A 23,986-nucleotide genomic window follows, 5' to 3' on the forward strand; every position below is an offset into this window, starting at 1 on the left:
GGGGTCCCGGAGGCCTGTCGGCCGACCTCCGGGGGAGGTGCCCCGCTGCTCCTCCACCGTCCGCTCCAAAGCCCGCCGGTGCCTTCCGGCCGGGCCCTGCCATCTGGTGTTCGGCCGCTCCCGTCCCTAGGTTCTGCACATCGGGAGCATCGGGCGTATCGGGGATGGGGGGCGGATGGACCGGGACATCCGCACGGTGGAAGACGTGCTGCGACTCCTGGACGGGCTGTTCGCGCCGGAGGCCGACCGGTGGACGGAGGGCGCGGCCGCATGGTGGGACGGGTTCTATACGGAACGGGACAAACAGGTGCCGTTCTTCGCGGCGAAGCCGGACGAGAACCTGGCGTCCTACCTCGAGCGCGGTCTGATCGCGCCGGGGCGCGCCCTCGACCTGGGCTGCGGCCCCGGCCGTAACGCGCTGTACCTCGCCGCGCGCGGCTTCGACGTGGACGCCGTCGATCTCTCACCCGCCGCGATCGCCTGGGCCGAGGAGCGCGCGCGGGAGGCCGGGGACACCGGGGGCGCCGTGCGGTTCCACTGCGGTGACGCCTTCGCTCTGACCACGGGAACCGAGCCGGCGCTGGCGGGCCCGTACGACCTCGTCCACGACTCCGGATGCTTCCACCACCTGCCACCGCACCGCCGCGTCAGCCACCTCGCGCTGCTGGACCGCGTCCTGGCGCCGGGCGGACACTTCGCACTCACCTGCTTCGCCTCCGGCCGGATGGGCTCCGAACTCCCCGACGCGGCCTTCTATCGCGAGCCCGGCCTGCACGGCGGCCTCGCCTACACCCCTGGGTCACTGCGCCGGATCTTCTCCGGCCTGGAGGAGATCGAGCTGCGCGCCATGCGTCAGGAACCGGCGGACTCCGTGCTGTTCGGGGAGGACTTCCTGTGGACGGCCCTGTTCCGCCGGACGCGTTGACCCGGGTCGAGCGGGCTGCCGGCGAAGTGCCTTTCGCCGGGGCCTGCTTGGGCGCGGGCCGTCAGGCGGTGGACGGAGCGGTCCCAGACCCGGTGCGAGCCGAGCAGTTGGGTGAGCTGCTGCAGCACCGTCGTGGCGCCGTCACCGGCGATCACGCCGGGCGCGTCGGCGGGGATGCCCGCCGCCTCCAGCGCGATCTCACCGCCCTTGGCCGCGCCGATGGCCTTGCCGTGCCGGTACGCCTCCGCGAGCAGCAGGCCGACCCGCGGGTCGGGAGTGACGTTGCCGCCGGCGGGCAGGCCCGCCTTGGCGTCACGGGCGCCGTAGGCGTCGACGCCGACTCCCGGAGCGCCGGCCACGAGCAGCGCGTCGAACTCCACGGACCGTGCCGTCGCGTAGGTCCGCTGGACGGCCGGCGCGTCGGGGCCGGGGCCGAGGGTGCCGCCCGTCGGTGCGACGACGAGCGGGACCATGCCCCCGTCCAGCACCTCCCGGCGTACGGCCTGTACACCGTCCAGGTCGCCGTCGGGGCCGGTGATGATGCCGATGACCCGGCCGTCGACGGGCCAGGTGTGCCCGACCTGGGACAGGGCGGGGCTGGGATCGACGTCGGCCAGGGGCACGGTGGGTGCGGGGGCGGGCAGGCCGAGGCCGGTGGCAACGCCCGCGCACAGCTCCGGGTCGATGTTCGCCAGCACCTGCAACGCCCGCTCCCTGATGGCCTGTTCGTAGCACTTGCCGAGTTCGAAGGTGTAGGCGCCGATGATGTGCTCGCGCTCCACCGGGCTCATGCTGAGCCAGAACCGGCGCGGCTGGCTGAAGTGGTCGTCGAACGACGCCGGTGCCTCGCGGGCCTTCGTCGCCTCCGGCACCCGGACCGGAGCCTCGACGAACCCGCCCGCGTCGGCGCCGGCCGCGAACGGGCAGCCGCCGTCGAGGGAGTTGGGGCGGTAGGGGGCCACGCCCTGGTGCACGGCCGTCTGGTGCATGCCGTCGCGCAGCATGTCGTTGACGGGCGCGTGCGGACGGTTGACCGGGATCTGCGCGAAGTTGGGGCCGCCCAGCCGGGTGATCTGGGTGTCAAGGTAGGAGAAGAGCCGGCCGGCGAGCAGTGGGTCGTCGGTGATGTCGATGCCGGGGACGAGGTGGCCGGGGTGGAAGGCGACCTGCTCGGTCTCGGCGAAGAAGTTGAACGGGTTGCGGTCGAGGGTGAGCAGGCCGACGGGCTGCACGGGGGCCAGTTCCTCGGGGACGATGTTCGTCGGGTCCAGCAGGTCGATGCCCTCGAACGTCTGGTCGGGGGTGTCGGGGAAGGTCTGGATGCCGAACTCCCACTCGGGGTGGGCGCCGGCCTCGATGGCGTCGGCGAGGTCCCGGCGGTGGAAGTCCGGGTCGACGCCGCCCATGATCTGGGCCTCCTCCCACACCAGCGAGTGCACGCCCAGCTTCGGCTTCCAGTGGAACTTCACCAGGGTCGTCCCGCCGTCGGCGTCGACCAGGCGGAAGGTGTGGATCCCGAAGCCCTCCATGGTGCGGTACGAGCGCGGGATGCCCCGGTCGGACATGTTCCACAGGGTGTGGTGGGTGGCTTCGGTGTGCAGGGTGACGAAGTCCCAGAAGGTGTCGTGGGCGCTCTGGGCCTGCGGGATCTCCCGGTCGGGGTGGGGTTTGGCGGCGTGGACGACGTCCGGGAACTTGATCGCGTCCTGGATGAAGAAGACCGGGATGTTGTTGCCGACCAGGTCGAAGACGCCCTCGCTGGTGTAGAACTTCGTCGCGAAGCCGCGGGTGTCCCGGACGGTGTCGGCGGAGCCCCGGGAGCCGAGCACGGTGGAGAAGCGGACGAACACGGGCGTCTCCACGCCCTCGGCGAGGAAGGCCGCCTTCGTCACGTTCGCCGCCGTGCCGTAGCTGCGGAACACCCCGTGCGCCGCGGCGCCGCGGGCGTGGACCACGCGCTCGGGGATGCGTTCGTGGTCGAAGTGCATGACCTTCTCCCGCAGGTGGTGGTCCTGCAGGAGCACCGGGCCACGGGGGCCCGCCTTGAGCGAGTGGTCCGTGTCGTACAGCCGCGTGCCCTGGGCGTTGGTCAGCCGGCTGCCGCTCTGCGCCCTCCGTGCCTGGTCGGCGCCGGTGGGCTGCCCGGTGGGCGAGACCGTCTCCGGGCCGGTCTGGTCGGGCTTGGGCGGGAGCGGCTCGTGGGGCTCGGTCGGCTCGGCGACCGACGGGGCAAGGGGGCCCGGCTTTCCGGGGATGCCCTGCTCCGTACCCACGCCGTCGCCCCGCAGCGCGTCCGCCGCCTTCTCCGCCGCTCGCTTCAGGGGGTTCGTCTCGCTCATCACTGCGCTTCCTTCGCTGCTCACGGGGAGTGGGCCCGGCACCCGCGAAGCGGGGGCGACGCGTGGTGACCACGCCCGGGCGTACGGCCGACACACGAACAAATCTGATGAAGTCAGCTGAAATGCGCTGAAAGCGGTCGACACAGTTCCCGTACGGGGTCCCCGGGCCGGGGCGTCCGAAACCGGGAATCGCGGCGGATTTCCGGTCGGGGTGAAGTCGGGCCGTCTCCCATCGAGTTGCCGGGATGGCAGGCCCGCCGGACGTGTCGTCCGGACCCGGGGACCGTCGAGCAGGGCCAAGTGCCCCCTGCCGAGGATGTCTTCGTCGGGAGGGCCGCCTTCTTGACCCGGCAGGCAGGCACCCGTGCCGCCCGCACACGCCACCTTAGGCGCTGTCCCTGGCCCCCGCAGTCCGAACGGCCCGGTCACGGGCGCATGGGCGGCCGGTCAGGCGACCGCGGAGCGGCCGGTCGGGGTACGGCGTGGGCGGCCCCCGGCGCACGGGCGGGACCGGTCACGGCCGGCCCGTGACGCGCAGGCTGTCCAGCGACGGGTCGGCCGCATCGGCGATGAGGAAGCCGTGGGCCGCTCCGCTGCGCAGGTAGTCCAGCACCTCCTTGGTGATCACCTCGCCGGGCGCCACGACGGGCACCCCGGGCGGATAGGGGCTGATCATCTCGGCGGAGATCCGGCCCACGGCCCGCTCGGCGGGCACCTGTTCGGTGGGGCCGAAGAAGGCCTCGCGCGGCAGGACCGCCTGTTCCAGTTCGAGTGCCCGGGGCTCGGGCAGCCGGACGGCGGGCCGCCGTTCGATCGAACCGGCGTTCTCCACCAGGGAGCGCATGGCGTCCAGCAGGACCTTCTCCGTCTCGTCGTCGTCGGCGTGGGTGATGGAGGCGCTGATCCGGCAGGTGTCCGAGCCGCCCACGTCGACATGCCGGTGCGTCCGCAGCCATTCGACCGCCTGCATGCCGCTGATGCCGAGGCCCCGGACGTCCATGACGATCTTCATCGGCTCGAACTCGGCCGCGAGGCCCTCCTCGATCACCTCGCCCCCCATGATCCGCAGCCCCGGCAGTTCCCGCAGCTCCGCCCGGATCCGCTCGGCCCGGTGGACGGCCGCCTCCAGCAGCTCGCGGCCCTGCTCGACCATCTGCCGCCGCCAGCCGTCCAGGGCGCCGTACACCAGGCAGGAGGCACTGGTCGTGCCGAGCAGGTCCTCGCGCTGCTTGAGCACCTCGGGCGCGACCCTCTCGTGCTGGAGGTGGAAGACCGAGCTCTGCTCGATGGCGCCGCCCATCTTGTGCACGCTGGTGACGACCAGGTCGGCGTCGGCGTCCATGCCCCAGGCCGGGAGGTCCGGATGGAAGGGCAGATGGGCGCCCCAGGCCTCGTCCACGATGAGCGGTACGTCGTAGGCGTGGCAGGCGTCGGCGACGCCCCGGATGTCGGCGCAGGTGCCCCAGTCGGTGGGTGTGATCAGCAGCATTCCCTTGGCGTCGGGGTGCTCGCGCAGCCGGGCGCGGACGTCGTCGGGCTCCGGCGGATGGGCCATGTGCCGCTCCGCGTCGAACTTCGGGTGGACCCAGATCGGCTCCACCCCGTTGATGATCACGGCCGCGATGACCGACTTGTGCGCGTTGCGCGACAGCAGCAGCTTCTCCCCCGGGCCCGCGACGGAGCACATCGCGGTCTTCACGGACAGGGAGCTGCCGCAGGTCGAGAAGAAGGCGTGCTCGGCGCCGACCGCGTCGGCCATCAGCTCCTGCGCCTGTGCCAGCACGCCCTGGGACTCCCGGCGGTCGTCCAGGCCGTTGAGGTTCAGCACGTCCGAGCGGAAGACGTCGATGCCGAGGACCTCGGCGACCCGGGGGTCGGTACCGCGGCCCTGCTTGTGCCCGGGCGGTCCGAACACCACGTCTCCGCGGCGCCGGAACTCCTGAAGGGCCTCAAGTACGGGTGCGCGCGAGTGGTCCATGCGTCTCCCCTCCATCAGCGGACATGCGGCCGGTGCGGCTCCGCGGGCACGGGCCGCACCCTCCGTGTTGCACCCGGAGCGCACTCGAAACCCCGGGCTCCTCCTCGGCCGACCGGACGGGCAGCTCATGACCTGCGCGATCACGAGCCGCCCGCCCCGGCAGGGGTCACGGGAACGACGTCACCTTGGAGGGGACGGTGCTGGTCCCCGAGGTGGGTGCGCCGGTGCTGTCGACCACATGGGCGTACTGGCCGTTGCCGCCGAGGGAGATCACCAGCAGGTCGTGCATCCTGATGCCCGGGCCGGTCGGGACCTGGAAGCCGTGGGCCTGGACGATCGAGGGATCGGCCGTGTAGTTGCAGTAGCTGCCGAGCCCCCAGGCCTCGTGGGTGGTGACGGAGTCGGCGACCTTGTAGGCCGCGTAGCCGACGATGCCGTCATGGGTGACGGCAGCGGCGTCGGGGGCGTCGTACGCCTTCTCGTTCTGGAAGAAGATCGTCCGGCCGCGTTCTCCGCTCCAGTAGACGTCGTACTTGTTGAAGTGCTCCACGAACAGGCCGGTGGCGAGCACGTCGTTGCCGTTGACCCTCAGTCCGTAGTCGGCGCGGTTGGTGTCCCAGCCGACGCCGCTGCCGTGGTCGGCGCGCCAGATCCAGGTGTGGTCGATGACGACGTCGTTGCTGTTCACCACGACCGAGTTGGTGGCGAGGCCGGGCCCGGCGCCGCCGATGCGGATGAACACGTCCTGCATGGTGGTGGGGTCGGCCGAGTGGTCGGCGGTGGAGCCGGGCGTGCCGATGCGCAGCAGCGTGTCGGAGTTGACCGGTCCGGCGTCGATGAGGAAGCCGGCCAGCCGTACGCCGTCGACGTCGGCCACGTGCATCGCGTCGATGCCGTTGTCCGGCACGAGCGTGGCCAGGCCCAGGCCGAGGACGACGGTGTCGGGGCGGGTGACGTCGATGGTCCGGTCGAGGTGGTAGATGCCGGGCGTGAAGAGGAGGTTGAGGCCCTGGGCGAGGGCCGCGTCGATGGTGGCGGCCGTCGCTCCCGGCTTGACCACGTAGAACCGGTCGAGCGGGAGGGAGGTGCCCGGGGTGTTCGGCCAGGAGACACCGCGTGCGTTGGTGCGCCTGCCGGGGACGAACACCTTGTAGTCGGTGCCGTCCAGGTAGAGGAACGGCTTCTCGCGGGAGACCGGGGTGGTGTCCAGCGTGGTGTACGGACCGCTGTCGAAGTTCGTCGCGGGGGCGCCCTGGACGCCGGAGAACGTCATGTTCCAGACGCCGTTGGTCCAGCCGCCGACCGAGCTGTCGCGGGTGTACCACTGCTGCTGGGAGTACGGGCCGACCGTGCCGTCGATCCTCGAGTCGGCGATGTAGCCGCCGGAGGCCCAGCCGTAGCCGGTCGGGGCGAGGTTCATGCCGCCCTTGACGTGGATACGGCGGAAGGGCGCGGCCTGGGCGACGGCCCAGCGGTCGGTGCCGCTGGACGGGGTGATCGCGAGGTTCTCCGCCGAGCGCCAGAAGTTCTGTGTGGCGTTGCCGTTGAACCAGCCGGCGTCGACCGTGACGTCCCCGTTGATCCGGGTGTCGTCGGGGTTCAGGCCGAGCCCGGAGACGGAGGTGTAGAAGCCGAGCTGGGCGTTGATGCCGTTGTACGTGCCGGGCTTGAGCAGGAACTGGTAGCGGCCGGTGCCGAACTGGGCCGACTCCTGCTGCCTGAAGACGTCGTCGAACTTCTGCTGGAGGTTCGGGGTGGACGGGTCCACGACGATGACATTGGGGCCGAGGTCGCCGCCGCCCTGGATGGGGCCGGTCCCCGTGGCCATGGTGTGCACGGCGACCTCCCACAGGGAGTAGCCGTACCCGGTGCCGCGCGCGGTGCCGTAGACCCGGACGTACCGGCCGGAGCCGCTGACGCCGTACGACGCCGTGCCTCCGCTCGCGCCGGTGACGGTCTTGAGGGTGGTCCAGTTCTGGCCGTCGGTGGAGGCCTGGAGCTGGAAGTCCTTGCCGTAGGCGGTCTCCCAGTTCAGGTCGATCCCGCACAGGTCCTCGACCGCGCCCAGGTCGACCTGGAGCCACTGCGGGTCGCTGAACTGGCTGGACCAGCGGGTCGCGGGGTCTGCGTCGAAGGCGGCGGAGGCGGGGGTGCCGGCGTTCTCGGTGGAGGACGCCGTGGCGGGCCGGCCCTGGGCGGCGTCGGCGGTGTCGCAGCTCTGGATCTCGGCCGCGGCCGCCGGGGGGTGGGCGAAGGGCAGGGTGAGCAGCGCGGCCAAGGCGGCCGACGCGACACCCAGGGATCTCCGTCTCGTGCGGCCTCTCTTCTGGCTCCTCATATGGCGGCTCCCAAGGGAAGACGGGGTCAAACGGCCGACCCCACTGCTTAGTTCATGTTTTGATTTAAGTGGTGAGGCAAGCGGGCGGCAAGTCTTCGGAAGCCAAAACCTTCAGAACCGCAGGCCGTGTCCGCGCGCCAGGACGAGATGCGGGTCGAAGCGCCGTTTGGCGGCGGCGAAGGCCGGGTGCCGGCTGCCGTAGTGGTCCCGCCAGTCGGCGTCCGCCATGGGCAGGGCGTTCACGGGATAGGCGACCGCACCCCGGGAACGGGCCAGTTCGTACGCGGCGCGGTTGGCGGCCACCATCGCAGCGACCGTCTCGGGGCTGCCGGGCGGCGCCGTGCGCAACAGGGCGAACAGATACAGGACTTCGCCGGAGGGACGGCTGAAGAGGGGAGCCCGCAGCCGGCCGGACAGCAGCGGGTACAGCAGGACCACACCGGTCTCGCGCAGGTCCCGGAAAGCGGGGTCGGCGAGCACGGCACGGACGACGGACTCGGCGCTGTCGTGCGGAAGCAGCAGATTGAGCCACGGGTGCGGATACAGCCACTGTCCCGTCTCCCGCAGGACTTCCTCATCGGTGTCCACGCGGTGGGCGAACTCGCCGTATCCCAGGTCCTCGGTCTCCAGTGCGGCGGGACCGTGCCCGAGACCGTCGAGAAGGGCGGCGTCGTCGGGCGGGCAGGGGCCGTCGTGCGGGGCCACGGCCTCGATCATGTACTGCCAGCCCTGCTCGCCGGCCGGCCGGGCCTGACCCTCCAGATAGGTGAAGCGCTGCTCCTCGGCGAGCCGTCGCTGGTCGGCGAGGCAGCGGGTGAGGCCGGCGTAGTACAGGCAGTAGCGGCGGACCCGGGCGGGCGCGGGGACCAGGCGCAGCGTGGCGGTCACGATGACGGCGCACTGGCCGAGTCCGGCGAGCACCGCGTGGAACAGCTCGGGGTCCCGGTCGGGCGAGCAGACCCGGTGCTCCCCGGCCCCGGTCACCACCTCCAGTTCCAGCACCTGGTCCGCGACCAGGCCGTGCCGGTGGCCGGCTCCGCCGAGTCCGCCGGCCGACAGGACTCCGCCGACACCCGCGCCCAGGTAGTCGGTGAGGACGGGCGGGGTGCGGCCGTGCGGCAGGGTGGCGGCCAGCACCTCCCGCCACGACGCGCCCCCCTGGACGGTCACCCGGTCGTCCGCGACGGCACCGACCCGGTTCATCGCCCGCAGGTCCAGCACGATCCCGCCGCCCGCCTGCCCCTGGCCGTACATCGAGTGACCACCACCGCGCACGCTCACCGGGACGCCCCGGGGACCGGCGAACTCCAGCAGGTCCTGGATCTCGGCGGCGGACCGTGGGCGCAGGACGCCGAGCGGAGTCTCCTGCACGATGTGCCCGAAGTCCTGCGCGGCCTCGCGCAGGGTCTCCGGGCGGGTGTCCAGGGCCTGTTCGAAGCGGGTGGCGAGGTCGGCGGCCAGGGTCATGCGGGCATCACACCAGACGCGCGGCACCTCCGTCGAGGAGGCGGGTCCACCACGTGACGCCGAAACACCCCGAGGCGCTCGGCTAACTCCCCTCGCCGCTCTGGTTCTTGACGAGCTGCACCAGTGCGGCATGGGTCTCCGCGTCGGCCGCCGCGACGAGACCGCCCGCGCCGCCGAGCACGGGCTCGCCGTTCAGACCGGTCACCGTGCAGCCGGCCGCCCGGCACAGCGCGATCCCCGCCGCGAAGTGCACGCTGTCGCGCAGATCGCCGTCGGTGACATAGGCGGCCCGGCGTCCTGCGGCCACCCATGCCACCGCGAGGGTGCTGGAGACGACCCGGGGCCGGAACCGTTCGGCGAAGCCCGGGGCGGCGAGGAGGCGGGCGGCCCGGAAACCGGGGGCGTTGGGGAACGGCGGATCGAGGTTGACGTCCACCAGCGCGGACCCGGACCAGGGCGTGAGCCGTTCGTCGGCGCCCTCCCTGCGGACCCAGGCCGCCGCGCCGTCGGTCCAGAAGACCTCGCCGCTGAACGGGTCGGCGGTCGCGGCGGCCGTGACCTCGGGCCCCTGGCGCAGGGCGACGTTCACGCCGACGAGCATGTTCCGCACCGCGTAGTTCAGGGTGCCGCACAGCGGGTCGACGAGCCAGCGGCGGTGGGCGTCGGCGGCGCCGGATCGTCCGCTCTCCTCGCCGGTCACGGCGTCGTCCGGGCGGGCGGCGCGCAGCACGTCCAGGATGGCCCGCTCGGCGGCGAGGTCCGCCTCGGTCGCGAAGTCCCCGGCGGACTTGTCGTAGCGTTCGAGCCGGCGGCCGTAGAGGTCACGGACCACGGCGGCGCCCGCCTGGGCCGCGTCCACGGCCAGGCGGGCGTCGGAATCCCCGTTGATGATCGACATGGCCGCAGGATAGCCGGAGGTTCGCTGTCGTCCGAAGGGAGTTGAGCGCCCCCGACGGCCTGTCGCGGCACCCCCGGGAAGCGCTCAGGTCGCAGTGAGGGACAGGCTCTGTTCCTCGGCGGAGCGCCCCGCGCCGACGGAGCTCCCGCTGCGGTCCGTCCAGGTGCGCACCGGTGTGGTCTCGGCGCGCCGGCCGGAGGTGCCCGAGAGGCCGAGCACGAGTCCGCTGTAGCGGTTGACCAGACGGTAGGTGCCACCGGAGGCGTTCGGGATGACGAACCACTGCTGGCCGACGGTGGGCCCGCTGCTCCGTGCGGCGGTGACGGAGGGCCTGGCGCCCCAGGCCCGGCCGGCGGCCGAGGACGAGTCGACGCCGAGCAGCCGGCCGCTCGCGGCGTTGGTGAGGGTGAAGGCGCCGTCGCCGGTCGGGGTGAAGACCCAGGTGTCGCGGCCGGACCCGGTGGGCCGCGCCAGCGAGGTGGTGGCGCTGCCGCCGGCCGCCTGGGCGAGGATCCGGCCCGTGCCGCTCGTGATGCGGTAGCCGCGGCTCGTGTCCATCGGCGCGGCCGCCGGAGTGGTGGAGTCGACGGTGATGTCGACGTACTCGCCCGAGGCGTCGTGCGAGCAGCCGAAGGCGCAGTAGGAGCGGAAGGACCTGCCGACGACGGTGGAGCTGGTGCGGTTGGCGCTGTCGAGGAACCAGCGGTACCAGGAGGCGTTGGTGTAGCTGCCGGTGTCCCCGATCAGGTGCCACTTCTGGGTCGTCAGGTCGTCGGTGGCGTAGAGGTACTGCGGTGAGTTCCCGCTCTGGTCGACGGCCTGCGGTTCGCCGATGTACAGCCCGAGATGGGCGTCGTAGGCGATGTTCATCACGAACAGCGGCGAGGTCGGCGGCATCTTTCCGGCCGCGATCTGCTGGGCGGCGGTGCCGGTGTTGGCCGGGTCGTACTCGGCGGAGGCGGGGGTGTAGCCGGTGGGGTGGTCGGCGTCGACGGGGACGATGTCGCTCTCCCTGCCGCCGGTGCCGGGCTGCGACCAGGCTCCGTCGTACCACTTGCGCCAGGAGCCGGGGGCCATCTTGGCAGAGATCGGGGCGCGGGCCACGTGTTCGTAGAACGCCTTCCAGCCGCCGCTCTTGTCGATGATCCGGGAGCCGTAATAGACGTAGAAGTAGCCGGAGGCGGTGTCGACGAAGAGGCGCTGGTCGCCGTCGCCGTAGGAGTACGTCTGGTTCGGGAAGGCCGTGGTGTCGCCGCGCTCGGTACTGTACGGGGACGTGATCACGTGGTCCTTGATGGTCCAGGTGCGTCCCCTGTCGGTGGAGACGGCGTAGTCGACGGCGTCGTAGTGCAGTCCGTCACCGAAGGGCTGCGGGGTGAACTCGTTGTGCACCAGGCCGTACCAGTCGCCGGTGTCGGGGTCGACCCACACCCCGGACAGGTCGCAGTAGTTCTTCTGGGCGTAGCCGGAGCCGCTCGGCGCGTACGTCGCCTCCCGGCCGGTGGGGCTGTTGTTGCAGCGCCAGGTGGTGTCGTCGTTGCGGTCGGCGGGGTCGGCCGGGTTCACCGCCCTGCTCAGGGTCTTGTCGAAGGTCGCCGTGTCGAAGTCCTTGCCGGTGTAGAAGTCCCAGGTGCGCGGGTCCTTGGCCCCGTACAGGGCGGCGGACTGCTGGTAGTGGAAGGTGCCGTCCCGGTCGAGGTAGGGGACGGCGGGGGTGTCCGTGGGGTGGGTGAAGGGCACCGGGGTCCCGACGGTCACGGTGTAGCCGGCATCGCCGGGTGTGGCGGCCGGTGCCGGGGACGCGATGCCACCGCCCAGGACCAGGGCGGCGGTCGCGGCCGCCGCGGCGCCCGCTCTGCTCGAGAGTCGCAACTGTGCTCCTTGTTGCCGAAGGGCCGGTTGCACGGAACGATCCGGCCCCGGCGCACCCCCGGCAATGGACTCCAGTGCTGCGCCTCTTGCACTTTCGCGAGCCCGCGCAGGGTCGGTGCTCCCGGTCAGTCCTCCTCGGGCGCCGGCGCGGCCAGCGGGCTGTCCCAGGCCAGTTGGCGGACGAGAGCCTCGTCCGGCTCGGCGGGAGGGGCCACGACAAGACCCGGTCGGGAGGTGTCCCGGCTGCCGCGGGAGATACCGCCGCTGACGGTGATGTTGTGTTCCACCCGTGCGCGCCGGTGCCGTTCGTAGGCGGCGAAGGCGGCCGGTGCACCGGGCAGGTCGCGCAGCGCCTTGGCGAGGACGACGGCGTCCTCCAGGGCCATCGAGGCTCCCTGGCCGGTCGCCGGGGAGGCCGCGTGGGCCGCGTCGCCGATGAGCACGGTCCGTCCCCGGTGCCATACGGCGCCGAGCGGCATCTCGGTGGCGTTGGTGACCATGACGGGCCCCTGGGAGGCGGCGACGATGTCCGCGGCGGGTGGGCAGTCCTTGCGCAGCAGCGGCAGCAGGTCCTCGCGCCACGGGGCGCTGTGCGCGGCGCCGCCGGCGGGCAGCGGCCGGGTGCTCACCCGGGCGAACCAGTACGTCAGCCCGGCCGGTGACACCGCGTATCCGAACGTGGTCCCGCCGCCCCGGACGAAGGTGATGACGCCGGTGCCGTCCGCGCCGGGTGCGGTGCCCGTGTAGCCGTAGAAGATCCGCTGGCCGGCGTACAGGGGCCGCACACCGGGGGTGAGGAGCCGGCGCACGGTGGAGTTCAGCCCGTCGGCGCCGACGAGGAGGCCCGCGTGGGCGGTGCCGCCGTCGGCGAACCGGGCGGTGACGCCGTGCGGGCCGTCCGTGACGGCGACCAGCCGGGCGCCGTGGCGTACGCGGATGCCGCGCCGGGCCGCCTCGCCCTGCAGGGCCGCGTTCAGCTCGCCGCGGCGCAGACAGCGGTATTGCAGCCCGGGTTCGGTGACCTCGCCGAGCGGGGCGTGCGTCAGCTCGGTGCCGTCACTGTCGAGCAGCCGCAGGGAAGTCAGCGGAAAACCGACGGCCGTGACGGCGTCCGTGGCGTCGAGCTCGGCGAGGGCGCGCATTCCGTTGCTCGCCAGGGTCAGGAACGCCCCGGTGTCCTCGGCCGTGTCGGGGTGTGCCTCGTACACGGTGACGTCGTAGCCGGCCTTGTGCAGCCCGAGCGCGGCCGCGGTCCCCGCGATGCCTCCGCCGGCCACCAGTACCCTCGTCGCGTCCGTCCCGCTCAAGTGCCGCTCCTCGCGCCGACAGTGGTGGTGACCATCTAAGGGCAGGCACGGGCCGGTGCGGGGGCCGAGGGGCCGAGATCCGGACAGGACCAGGGCGGGGTGCCGAGCCGGACGCCGGTCCGTGCGCCGCTCGCGCCCGGTCCGCCTCCGGCTGCCCCGCGAGCCGTTCCTGAGGGACCTGCCGATCGGTGCCGTGCACACACACGCCCCCCTGAATGACGGGTTCCTGACGGGAAAGTGGGTACTCCCCGGCCATGCGGGTGAGCGTGCTGGATGCGGGGTCGAACACGGTTCGGCTGGTGGTCGCGGATGTGGCGGACGGTGTTCCGCTGCCGGTGCACACCGTCAAGTGGAAGCTGCGCCTGTCCGAACACGTCGGTCCGGACGGCTCCATCGCCGACGAGGCGGTGGAGGGGCTGGTGAAGGCGGTGGCCGCGGCGGGGGCCACCGCCCGGAGCTGGCATGCGTCGGTGCCGCTGGCCTTCGCGACCGCAGTGGTGCGCGCCGCACCGAACCAGCAGGAGGTGCTGCACCGGGTGGCGGCCGGGACCGGGATCCGTATGTGCACCCTGCCGGGTGAGACCGAGGCCGAGCTGACCTTCCTGGCGGCCCGGCGCTGGCTGGGCTGGCACGCCGGCCCGCTCGCGGTGCTCGACATCGGCGGCGGCTCCCTGGAGGTGGCCTTCGGGCGGGGCCGGCTGCCCGACTTCTCCGCGTCCCTGCCGCTCGGCGCGCGGCGCCTCACCCAGGAGTACTTCGCGGTCCAGGATCCGCCGGGGCCGGAGGAGCTGAAGGAGCTGCGCCGCCGGATCCGGCATGAGCTGCGGGACGTGGCCCAGCGGATCCGCTGGGAGCGGCCGCGCACCGCCGCGGTCAGCTCCCGTACCTTCCAGCAGCTGGGCCGGCTGTGCGGGGCGGCACCCGGACGCCACGGCCCGTTCGTGCACCGGGAGATGCGCTGCCGGGACCTCCGCAAGTCGGTCCGCACCCTCGCCGCGCTGCCCGCCGCCGAGCGGGCCCAGCTGCCCGGGATCTCCGCGCCGCGCGCCGAGCAGAGCCTGGCCGGAGCGGTCGTCGGGCACACGGCGCTCAAGCTCATGGGGCTGCAGGGAGCCGTCGTCTGCCCCTGGGCGATCCGGGAGGGCGTGCTGCTGCGCTACATCGAGGACGGCGCCGACTGGTGGACGGACGCCACCGGCGCCGCCGACAGCGCGGCGCCCCCCGCCGCGACACCCCTGCGCGTCGCCGGTCCACGGGCCTGAACCGGGCAGCGGCGCGGCGGGATCCGGCCCGGACAGGAAGACCCGGCCTCTGCCGTGTGCGGAGCCGTGCCTGAGGTGGCAGGATCCGGGGGGGTGTCCGTCATCAGCAAGCTGCAGATCAAGCCCGGTCAGAGTGTCGCGGTACTGGGCAGGCCCGTCGACGTCCAGCTGGAGGCCGAGAACGCGGGTGACGCGGCCTCGGCCGACGCGGTGATCGCCTTCGTGACCACCTCCGACGACCTCCTCGGGGCGGATGCGCAGGCGGCGCTCGCCGCCGCGCGGCGCGATGCCCTCGCCTGGGTGGCCTACCCGAAGGGCGGGAAGCTCGGGACGGATCTGAACCGCGACACCCTGGCCGCCGCGCTGTCCGAGCACGGCGTGCGGCCCGTGCGGCAGATCGCCGTCGACGACACCTGGTCGGCGCTCCGGTTCCGGCCCGCCGGCTGACCTCCGGCAGCACCCCCGCAGAGGGTCTGCCGCTTCGGCGGGCCGCCCTGCTCGGTTCGTATTTCTCCAAACGCCCCGAAACCCGCCCCCGTTCTGTAGCGATCATGACAATCGCGGGGTAGGCATGCCGGTATGCCTTTACGTCGATCACGTTCGGGAACGAAACGCCTCGCCGCACTCGCCGCCGCGGTGGCGCTGGTCCTGGTGGGCTGTGACAGCGGCGGCACCTCGCACTCCGGTGACGGGCGGCAGCAGCTGACCGTGGCGGCACTGCCGCTCACCGACTCCGCCGCGCTCTATCTGGCCCGGGACCGCGGGCTGTTCGCCAAGGAGGGCCTGGACGTGCGCATCCAGCCCGTGCAGCAGAGCATCCAGGCGCTGCCCGCGCTGCTCAAGGGACAGGTGGACGTGATCGCGAGCGCGAACTACGTCACCTACTTCCAGGCGTACGAGAAGGGCACCCTGGACCTGCGCATCCTCGCCGAGGGGGTCAGGATCGCCCCGCACATGATGGACGTCCTCGTGCCCAAGGACTCGGCGCTGAGGAAACCCGCCGACCTCGCGGGCAGGAAGGTCGCCGTCGCCGTCCTCAACAACATCCAGTCCCTGACCCTGAACGCGATCCTGGACGCCCAGGGCGCCGGCCGGCCCGTCTACCGGCAGATCCTGTTCCCGCAGATGGGCCCCGCCCTGCAGCGCGGCCAGGTGGACGCCGCCCACGTGGTCGAGCCCTTCGACACCGCCGTCCAGGGCGAGTTGGGCGCGCGGGTGCTGCTGGACGCCGGGGCGGGACCGGCGCGGGGCCTGCCCGCCAGCGGGTACGTCACCACCGCCGACTTCGTGAAGAAGAACCCGAAGGCCGCGGCGGGCTTCCGGCGTGCCGTCGAGGCGGCCTCGAAGCTCGCCGCCGAGGATCCGGGAGCGGTGCGCACCGAGCTGCCCAAGTACGCCAGGGTGACCGCGGACCAGGCCAAGTCGATCCATCTGCCCGCCTACCCGGCGACCGCCGACCCGGCCCCCCTGCGCCGGCTCATCAGGCTCATGTGCGCCCAGGGGCTGTTGAAGAAGGACGTCGATCCGGCACCGCTGCTGGTGAAATGACACGGCGTCAGGAACTGCTGCTCGGTCTGCTCGGCGCGGCGGGAGCCTTCGGGATCTGCGAGGCGGTCGCCCGCGCCGGGATCGTACGGCGCAGCTACCTGCCGCCCGCCTCCGAAGTCCTCGCCCGCGCCGTCCGGTTGGCGGGCGACCCGGCTTTCGTCGACGGGATCGGGGTGACGCTGCGGGCGTGGGCGCTGGGCCTCGGGCTCGCCTGTGCGGTCGCCGTGCCACTGGGGCTGCTGCTGGGCGCGGTGCCGGTGGCGGAGGCCGCCGTACGCGCGGTGATCGAGTTCCTGCGGCCGCTGCCGTCCGTCGCGCTGATCCCGCTGGTGTCGCTGCTGCTCGGGTCGGGCACGCAGACAGAGGTGACGCTGATCGCGTACGCCTCACTCTGGCCGGTGCTGTTCAACACCGTCTACGGCCTCGGCGAGACCGACCCGCTCGCCAGGGAAACCCTGCGCGCCTTCGGGTTCGGCAGGCTCGCGGTGCTGCTGCGGGTGGAGCTGCCGGCCACCGCCCCGTTCATCGCCGCCGGCGTGCGGATCTCGGCCGCGGTCGCGCTGATCCTGGCCGTCGCGACGGAGATCCTCTCCGGCTTCGGCCAGGGTCTCGGCATCTTCATCGCCCAGGCCCAGACCGAGACGGACGGCACGCGGGACGTGCTGGCGGGGGTGGTGTGGGCGGGCGGTCTCGGGCTGGTGATCAACGGCGTACTGGTCGGCGCGGAGCGGCGGTTGTTCGCCTGGGCCCAGGAACCCCGCCCGGAGGCGGAGAAGTTGCAGCGGAGCCGGCCATGACACGGACGCAGGACAGCGCACCGCCCGCATCCGCGCCCGGCCCGCCCCGGGCCGGCGCCGTACCCTTCCTGCTGCGCTGGTCGGTGCTCCTCGTCGCCGTCGCCTGCTGGGAGCTGGCCGCCCGTGCCCAGGGCAGCGTGTACTTCCCGCCGCCGCTGCGGATCGCCCGGCACGCCCGCGACCTGTGGTTCTCCGGGCCGCCCGGCCGTCTGTTCCTCACCCCGGCCGCCGTCGGCACCATCCTGCCGAGCCTGGGCCGGATGGCGGCCGGGTTCGCACTCGCCGCCGTCACCGGGATCACCCTGGGCATCGCGGTGGGCCGCTCGCGACGGGCGTACGCGCTGTGCAACCCGGTGCTGCAGTTCGCACGGGCCGTGCCGCCGCCCGCGCTGGTGCCGGTGTTCGTCGTCGTCTTCGACTTCGGTACGCCCATGCAGGTGGCGTCGATCGTGTTCAGCGCCGTATGGCCGGTGCTGATCAACTCGGCCGAGGGCGCCCGGGCCACCGACCCGCTGCGGCTCCAGGTGGCGGCCGTGCTGCGGCTGACGGCGCCCGAGCGGCTGTGGTTCCTGATCCTGCCCTCGGCGCTGCCCCGTATCTTCGCGGGGCTGAGGCTCAGCCTGTCGCTCTGCCTGATCCTGATGGTGTTCTCGGAGTTGCTGCCGGGCAGTGACAACGGTATCGGCTTCACGCTCACCGACGCCCAGACGCGCTCCGACCTGCTCACGGTGTGGTCGGCGCTGCTGCTGCTCGGTGCGCTGGGTTATCTCCTCAACACCGGTCTGCTGGCGGTCGAGAAGCGGCTCGTCGGCCCCGGATCGTCCGCAAGGAGGACGGCATGACGACGGCCACGGTGCGCGAGGCGGTCGTACGGTTTCTGCGCGACACCGGCATGACCACGGTCTTCGGCAATCCGGGCTCCACGGAACTGCGGATGTTCCGCGACTGGCCGGACGACTTCACCTATGTGCTGGGCCTGCAGGAGTCCGTCGCCGTCGGCATGGCGGCCGGGCACGCGCTCGGCACCCGGCGGGCCGCGTTCGTCAGCCTGCACTCGGCCGGCGGGGTGGGGCACGCGCTCGGCGCGGTGTTCAACGCCTTCCGCGACCGGGTGCCGCTGGTGATCGTGGCGGGACAGCAGGCGCGCTCGCTGATCCAACTGCGGCCGTTCCTCGGCGCCGACGAACCGGCCCTGTTCCCGCGCCCGTACGTGAAGTCGGCCCGCCAGCCGGAACGCGCGGAGGACGTGCCGGCCGTGCTCGCCGAGGCGTACCGGATCGCGATGACGCATCCGCGCGGACCGGTGTTCGTGTCCGTGCCGGAGGACGACTGGGACCGGCCCGCCGAACCCGTCACGCCCCGCACGGTGCACTCGGCGTTCACGGCCGCCCCGGACGCCCTCGACGCGCTCGCCGCCCGGCTGGAGGCCTGCGCGCGCCCCGCGCTCGTGGTGGGGCCCGGCGTGGACGACGAGGACGCGCTGGACGGGGTCCGGACGCTGGCCGAGCGGATCCGGGCCGGGGTGTGGATCAGCCCGCTCTCCGGCCGCTCCGGCTTCCCGGAGTCGCATCCGCTGTTCCAGGGGTTCCTGCCGCCGATCGCCCGTCAACTGGCCGCGCGGCTCGCGCCGTACGACGTGGTGGTCGCGCTCGGCACGCCGGTGTTCACCTATCACGTGGCGGACGACGGCCCGCCGCTCGCGCCCGGCACCGAGCTGTTCCACCTGGACTGCGACCCCGGCCAGGCCGCCTGGCTGCCCACCGGCACCAGCATCGTCACCACGCTGCGGCCCGCCCTGGAAGGGCTGACCGGGCTGCTGCGGAAGGAGCCCGACCGCGACCCGCCACCACCCCGGCCGGCCCCCGCCCCGGCCCGCGCCGAAGGGCACATCACCCCGGAGGTGTTCTTCGATCTGCTGCGCGCCCGGCTGCCGCGCGACCGGGTCCTTATCGAGGAGGCGCCGAGCCACCGCGACACGCTCCACGCGCGCGTGCCCGTCGAGTCGGGCGGCGGCTTCCTCACCACGGGCAGCGGGGCGCTCGGCTGGGGCCTGCCCCTCGCGGTGGGCCGGGCGCTCGCCGACCGGCGCCGGGTGGTGTGCGTGCTCGGCGACGGCTCGGCGCTGTACTCGGTGCAGGCCCTGTGGAGCGCGGCCCGGCATGCGGCTCCGGTCACCTACGTCCTGCTGGACAACGGCGGTTACGCGGCCGTCCGTGCGCTGGGCCGCCGGATCGGCATCGCGCCCGTCCCCGGCACGGACATCACCGGTATCGACTTCGCGGCCCTCGCCCAGTCCTTCGGCTGCCCCGCGGCCCGCGCCGAACACGCCGACGAGCTGTCGGCCGCGCTGGACCACGCCCTGGGCCGGGGCGACGGCTCGGGCCCCTTCCTGCTGCACCTGCGGGTCACCGGCAGCGCGGGCACCCTGTACGAACCCTGGGCCGGGTGAGGGATGCTGCGCCTCGACTCCGTCGGCCGGCACTTCGGCGACACCCGCGTCCTGGACGGCATCAGCCTCACCGTGCCGGACGGTCAGCTCCTCAGCGTGGTCGGGCCCTCCGGCTGCGGCAAGTCCACGCTGCTGCGCACCATCGCCGGGCTGCTGCCCGTGCAGGAGGGCACGGTCACGATCGACGGGACAGCGGTGAACGGCGTGCCGGAGCAGCTCGCGGTCGTCTTCCAGGAGTACGGCCGCTCACTGCTGCCCTGGCTCACCGTCCGCGACAACGTGGCCCTGCCGCTGCGCCGCCGTGGCCTCACCCGTGCCGCCCGCCGGGCCGAGGCCGAGGCGATCCTCGAACGGGTCGGCCTGCACGGGGCCGCCCGGCGCCGTCCGCGGGAGCTGTCCGGCGGCATGCAGCAGCGCGTCGCCATCGCCCGTGCCCTCGTCTGCCGGCCCGCCCTGCTGCTCATGGACGAGCCGTTCGGCTCGCTGGACGCGGGCACCCGCGAGGACCTGGAGGACCTGCTGCTGGAAGTCCACCGGACGAACGACACGACCATCGTGTTCGTCACCCACGACATCGACGAGAGCGTGTACGTCGGCGACCGCGTCGTCGTCCTCTCCCCCGGCCCCGGCTCCCGCGTCGTGCACGACCTGCCGGTGGACCTGCCCCGCGAGCGGGACCAGCTCAGCACCCGGAGCCTGCCGGAGTTCGTGAAGCTGCGCACGGAGGTCGGGCGGGCCGTGCGAGGCGCTCCGCTGGAAGGGCCGGTATGAGGAGGTGCCGCGCTGTGCAGTCCGTCGTCCGCGGCTCCGTCGTGGCCGGTCGCGCAGTTCCTCGCGCTCCTTCGGGGCGCGTGCCGTACGTGCAGGAGGGGTGACTCCCGGATGTTCGGGAGCCACCCCTCCTGGTGGTGGTTGCGCGGTCGGTCAGCGCAGGTCGCAGAGCTTGACCGTGTAGATCCCGCGGCCGTGCGTGGCGGCGTACAGCGTGCCGCCGTCCGGGCTCGTCTTCAGCTGGAGCACGGCGACGGCCGGCAGGCTGCCGATCCGCTGCCAGGTGGTGCGGCCCGGCGCGCGGTAGACGACGCCGAGGTCGGTGGCGACGGCGAGGCCGCCGTCCGCCGTCACCAGCGCGGAGTCGGTGGGCACGTCGGGCAGGTTGGCCGAGATGTCCTTCCAGGTCGTCCCGCCGTCGGTGGACTCGAAGACGTGGCCGACGCCCGCGCCGGGGCCCTCGGTCCAGTGCCGGGAGAAGCCGTTGACGGCGAGGAAGACGTGGTCGGCGTTCTTCGGGTCGACGGCGAAGCCGCTGAGGTAGCGGTTGGGCACGGTGCCGTCGACCGGCAGGTTGATGTCGTGCCAGCCGGTGCCGTCCGCGTTGCCGACGGCGATGCCGCGGGCGAAGCCCTGGTTGTTGCAGGGGCCGCACCAGGCGGCGTAGATCTTCCCGCCGGAGACGGCGACGGCGGTCGCGGTGCGACCGGCGCCGAAGTCGTGGACGCTGGTCCACTCCTTGCCGCTGCGGATGGCGTAGCCGTGGGTCTGGACCCAGATGTGGCGGCCGCCGGCGACCCAGGTGTTGCCGTCCTTCATGTCCGCCCCGAGCGGGGCGATGAAGCGGGCCTCGCTGGTGGCGTTGTCGGGCGGGGCGACGGAGTACGAGGTGGCCTTGCTCGGGTCGGTCGCCCAGCTGCCGTCGTTCACGGCGCAGTTCTGGGTGACCTGGACGGCGAGGTAGACGTACTCCTGTGCGATGTCGCAGCCGTTGGCGGGGTCGGTGAGGGTGTCGCCGCCGTCGCCTCCGAAGTTGGAGCCCATGATCTTGTCGTTGCCGCGCAGGATGGACTGGCCGTTGTCCTGCAGGCCGCCGGTGACGGACAGGCCGCCGTTGTCGAGGTCCTTGCCTACGCCGACGGAGTAGTACTGCAGGGTGTCGATGGTGCCGTCGTTGAGGGACGTCCAGTCGGTGGCGTGGCCGGAGGCGTCCTGGCGGCCGTTCACCGGGCGCTTGTAGATGCCGCCGTCGTTGCCGACGTAGACGAAGCTCTTGCCGTGGTAGCGGCCGATCGCGACGCCGTGCTGGTCGGAGTGGGTGGTCGGGTTGCAGTCACCGGTCTGCTTGGTGGGGTCGAGGCTCCAGCAGGAGAAGGTGAAGTTCCAGTACGGGCCGACCGTCGACCAGTCGGCGCCGCCGTCCTTGGTCTCGTAGACCTCTTCCAGGCCGGCGTACACGTGCTGCGGGTCGCTCGGGTCGACTGCGAGGAACTGGTTGTACCAGGCCTGGACGCCGGGCATGTAACCGGCGGTGGTGAGCGCCGAGTTGTCGGCCGCCAGGCCCTTGTAGTCGGCGATCTTCGTCCAGGGGCCGGCCGGTGAGCCCGACTTGGAGACGTAGATGCCCTCCAGGCCGCTGTCCGGGTTGGTGTTCAGCTGCTCCGGGGACTGGTCGATGGCGTAGTAGCGGGAGCCGTCGGCGGAGCGGGCGAAGGTGACGTTGCCGACGTTGTCGGCGTCGGCCGGGAGGTCACCGAGGCCGCTGGTGATGCGGGTCCAGGTGCCGTTCACCTTCGTGTAGAAGCCGTTGTACTCGTCGCCGCTGCGCCAGCCGACGGCGAGGACCACCTTGGACGGGTCCTTGGGGTCGATGGCGATGTCGTTGGCGATGTTCTTGTACGGCGCGCTCGGGTCGTCGGCCTTCGAACCGCCCGGCAGGAAGTCGGGGTTGGGTGCGTACTCCAGTTTCCAGGGGCCGCCGAGGTTCCTCGTGGAGTGGCTCCACACGCCCTTGCTGGTGGCCGCCCACACCTTGTCGCCGCCGAAGCGCAGCTCGTGGATGGTGGTGCTCTCCAGCTCGTCGCCGCCGACCCGGCTGCGCGCGGAGAAGGTGCCGTGGTGCGGGTGCGTGAGGACGTAGACGCCGCTGCCGAGGTAGGCGTCGGCGTTGGTGGTGGCCTCACCCGTGCCCAGCCACAGCCGGCCGGCGCCGTCGAGGGCGAGGGCGCCGGTGGACTGTGCGGGCAGCCGGTCGCTGATGGGCTGCCAGTGGCCGCCCCCGCTGTGCGAGCGCCACACCCCGCCGCCGGCGCTGCCCGCGTAGACGTAGCCGTCGTCGTCGGCGGCGACCGCCGCCATCCGGCCGGTGACGTTCCCGCCGCCACCGCTGGAGTTGGAGTCGATGTCGCGGTATCGCGGGTCGTCGGAGTTGTACGGCAGATCGGTGATGTTGTGCCAACGGCCGCTCGTGGACCTCAGGTTGCCGAGATCGCGCCAGGCGGCGCCGTATGCGCCCGGCGCCACGACACCGGGCGAGGTACGGGCCTCGGCGTACTGGTCCGCGCCCTCGGCGATCTCGTCCGCCTCGTTGCCGCCGTCGTCGTCCGCCGCCACGTGCGGCGACATCGCGCCCACCGACTGCTCGCGTTCCTTGGCCAGGTGGGCCAGCGCCCGGACGCCGAAGGGGCTCACCGAGCGCCCGGAGGCGGCGGACGGGGGTATCGCCACGAGTGCGGCGGACGCGGTGAGCGCGCAGACGGTGAACCACCGTCTTCTGTGGGTTGGTACGGACACCAAGGACCTCCCGGGTGCAGCGACAGCTGACGCAGGAGACCCGATCACGTTGGCGCGAAAACGTCCGCCGCTTGGCGAAGTTTTGACGAGAACCTGCCAGTACTACCGCTCCGGCAGGCGACTCTTCCCGGCGGCCGCCGTAGCCGCCATGCCCTGACTTCGCACCCTGCCCACCGTCTTCAGCAGACGGTCGGCCGGCTCGCGCAGCTGCGGATGGGCGTTGACCGTGTTCCGCAGCCCGCGCACCGGTCTGCGCCACAGCCGCCAGGCCAGCGCGACCGGGTGCGGACGGGCCGCGAAGCCCTCGGCGACCCGCAGTTCGCGGGTCTTGAGCCAGTCCTTGTACTCCTTGTCGCCACGCCCGAGGTCCACGAGGGTCACCCCGTGCCGGGCCGCCGCCTCGGCGGTCCGCAGATGCATCATCAACCCCGGTGAGTAGTAGTGCAGTTCAGGATCGTAGGCGGTGAACCAGGCCGCCAGTACGGTGCTCGACCGGGGGCCGAAGTGGGCGGCGACCGGCCGGTCGCCCGCGTACAGCACGGACAGCACTCCGGTGAAGTGCTCCTCGCGGACGCGGGAGAGATGGTCGACGAGGCCGACGATCCACGGCCGGGAGAACCGGTCCATGCGGCCGGTCCTGCGGTACTGGGCGGACTTCCAGCGCATGAGGGTGCGCAGCACCTCCGGATCGCGCTCGTCGAACTCGAACCGCACCTCGCCGATGTCCCGGCCGAGCCGGCGTTCCTTCTTCAGCGTGGTCTTGGCCAGGCCCGGGTAGGTGGCGCGCAGCCACTCCGGGTAGCCGCCGTCGCCGGGCTTCACATCGATCACCGGTGAGGAGAAGGTGCCCGTGATGTGCGGCGCGAACGGCCGCTGCTCCTGGACGAGGTGGTCGAACTCGAAGATGCTGAGCCCGCAGGCCCGCAGCAGTTCTCCGGCGTTCCAGGTGACCCCCGGCCGGTGCACGAGGGCCTGGCAGTCGGACAGTCCGAGCCCGATGGCCCGACCTGCGCCGAACGGCCCCCGCTCGTACGGGAAGAACCCGGCGGGTTCCCCGTCCTCGTGCAGGACCGCCACCCGGGCCCCGCGCCGGTACCGGCCGACGCCGATCGCGAACTCCGGTGCGAGGAAGGGATTGGAGTACTCGGGCGACTCGTCCATCGCGCGGTGCCAGGCCCCGCGCAGCTCGGGCGTCAGCTCGCCGGGTCTGTGGATGGTGATCTCCACCTCAGTTCGACCGCC

17 protein-coding genes are annotated in these 23,986 nt (G+C 72.6%); 8 read left to right on the forward strand and 9 right to left on the reverse strand.

All coding sequences use genetic code 11. The features are described from left to right. The first annotated feature begins 175 nt into the window (after nt 1-175). Nucleotides 176-925 (forward strand): class I SAM-dependent methyltransferase, encoded by a 750-nt coding sequence (locus LMU33_RS06520; RefSeq protein ID WP_228618153.1) that lies wholly within the window; start codon nt 176-178, stop codon nt 923-925. On the opposite strand, the gene LMU33_RS06525 is transcribed toward LMU33_RS06520, so the two are convergent. The 7 genes from LMU33_RS06525 to LMU33_RS06555 form a co-directional block, all read right to left on the reverse strand. Next, nucleotides 853-3,264 (reverse strand): catalase, encoded by a 2,412-nt coding sequence (locus LMU33_RS06525; RefSeq protein WP_283844085.1) that lies wholly within the window; start codon nt 3,262-3,264, stop codon nt 853-855. The genes LMU33_RS06520 and LMU33_RS06525 overlap by 73 nt on opposite strands. Before the next feature lie 514 nt (nt 3,265-3,778). After that, nucleotides 3,779-5,242: an aminotransferase class I/II-fold pyridoxal phosphate-dependent enzyme gene (locus LMU33_RS06530; protein ID WP_228618155.1), complete on the reverse strand. Its 1,464-nt coding sequence runs from the start codon at nt 5,240-5,242 to the stop codon at nt 3,779-3,781. Nucleotides 5,243-5,408: 166 nt separating this feature from the next. Beyond that, a complete protein-coding gene (locus tag LMU33_RS06535; protein ID WP_228618157.1) occupies nt 5,409-7,580 on the reverse strand; it encodes a discoidin domain-containing protein in 2,172 nt (723 codons plus the stop codon). A gap of 111 nt (nt 7,581-7,691) precedes the next feature. Beyond that, nucleotides 7,692-9,047: an FAD-binding protein gene (locus tag LMU33_RS06540; protein ID WP_228618159.1), complete on the reverse strand. Its 1,356-nt coding sequence runs from the start codon at nt 9,045-9,047 to the stop codon at nt 7,692-7,694. 82 nt (nt 9,048-9,129) lie between these two features. After that, on the reverse strand, nt 9,130-9,945 hold the full coding sequence (locus LMU33_RS06545) for an inositol monophosphatase family protein (RefSeq protein WP_228618161.1): 816 nt from the start codon (nt 9,943-9,945) through the stop codon (nt 9,130-9,132). Nucleotides 9,946-10,029: 84 nt separating this feature from the next. After that, a complete protein-coding gene (locus LMU33_RS06550) occupies nt 10,030-11,817 on the reverse strand; it encodes an RICIN domain-containing protein (RefSeq protein WP_308280758.1) in 1,788 nt (595 codons plus the stop codon). A gap of 125 nt (nt 11,818-11,942) precedes the next feature. Further along, nucleotides 11,943-13,124 (reverse strand): FAD-dependent oxidoreductase, encoded by a 1,182-nt coding sequence (locus LMU33_RS06555; protein ID WP_228618163.1) that lies wholly within the window; start codon nt 13,122-13,124, stop codon nt 11,943-11,945. 254 nt (nt 13,125-13,378) lie between these two features. Between LMU33_RS06555 and LMU33_RS06560 the strand changes: the two genes are divergently transcribed. The 7 genes from LMU33_RS06560 to LMU33_RS06590 all read left to right on the forward strand — a co-directional run bounded on the left by LMU33_RS06560 (nt 13,379) and on the right by LMU33_RS06590 (nt 19,951). Then, nucleotides 13,379-14,386 carry a Ppx/GppA family phosphatase gene (locus LMU33_RS06560; protein WP_228618165.1) on the forward strand — a complete coding sequence of 336 codons (1,008 nt, stop codon included), beginning with the start codon at nt 13,379-13,381 and terminating at the stop codon, nt 14,384-14,386. A 93-nt stretch (nt 14,387-14,479) separates the two neighbouring features. Then, on the forward strand, nt 14,480-14,833 hold the full coding sequence (locus tag LMU33_RS06565; protein WP_228618167.1) for a hypothetical protein: 354 nt from the start codon (nt 14,480-14,482) through the stop codon (nt 14,831-14,833). A 132-nt stretch (nt 14,834-14,965) separates the two neighbouring features. Then, complete coding sequence (locus LMU33_RS06570) at nt 14,966-15,934, forward strand: ABC transporter substrate-binding protein (RefSeq protein WP_228618168.1); 969 nt, start codon at nt 14,966-14,968, stop codon at nt 15,932-15,934. After that, nucleotides 15,931-16,731: an ABC transporter permease gene (locus tag LMU33_RS06575; RefSeq protein WP_228618170.1), complete on the forward strand. Its 801-nt coding sequence runs from the start codon at nt 15,931-15,933 to the stop codon at nt 16,729-16,731. The genes LMU33_RS06570 and LMU33_RS06575 overlap by 4 nt, the downstream gene beginning before the upstream one ends. Further along, the gene (locus LMU33_RS06580) at nt 16,728-17,573 is read left to right on the forward strand and encodes an ABC transporter permease (RefSeq protein WP_228618171.1); all 846 of its coding nucleotides are present in this window, start codon (nt 16,728-16,730) and stop codon (nt 17,571-17,573) included. Before LMU33_RS06575 ends, LMU33_RS06580 begins: the two co-directional genes overlap by 4 nt. Further along, nucleotides 17,570-19,180: a benzoylformate decarboxylase gene (gene mdlC / locus LMU33_RS06585; RefSeq protein WP_228618173.1), complete on the forward strand. Its 1,611-nt coding sequence runs from the start codon at nt 17,570-17,572 to the stop codon at nt 19,178-19,180. Before LMU33_RS06580 ends, mdlC begins: the two co-directional genes overlap by 4 nt. Before the next feature lie 3 nt (nt 19,181-19,183). Further along, the gene (locus LMU33_RS06590; protein ID WP_228618175.1) at nt 19,184-19,951 is read left to right on the forward strand and encodes an ABC transporter ATP-binding protein; all 768 of its coding nucleotides are present in this window, start codon (nt 19,184-19,186) and stop codon (nt 19,949-19,951) included. Between the two features lie 153 nt (nt 19,952-20,104). Here the strand turns inward: LMU33_RS06590 and LMU33_RS06595 are convergent, their stop codons facing one another. Continuing rightward, a complete protein-coding gene (locus LMU33_RS06595) occupies nt 20,105-22,744 on the reverse strand; it encodes a WD40/YVTN/BNR-like repeat-containing protein (RefSeq protein WP_228618176.1) in 2,640 nt (879 codons plus the stop codon). Between the two features lie 102 nt (nt 22,745-22,846). Further along, nucleotides 22,847-23,971 (reverse strand): GNAT family N-acetyltransferase, encoded by a 1,125-nt coding sequence (locus tag LMU33_RS06600; protein ID WP_228618178.1) that lies wholly within the window; start codon nt 23,969-23,971, stop codon nt 22,847-22,849. Nucleotides 23,972-23,986 lie beyond the last annotated feature (15 nt).

Origin of the sequence: Streptomyces barringtoniae (assembly GCF_020819595.1) — a bacterium.
Lineage (GTDB): Bacteria > Actinomycetota > Actinomycetes > Streptomycetales > Streptomycetaceae > Streptomyces > Streptomyces barringtoniae.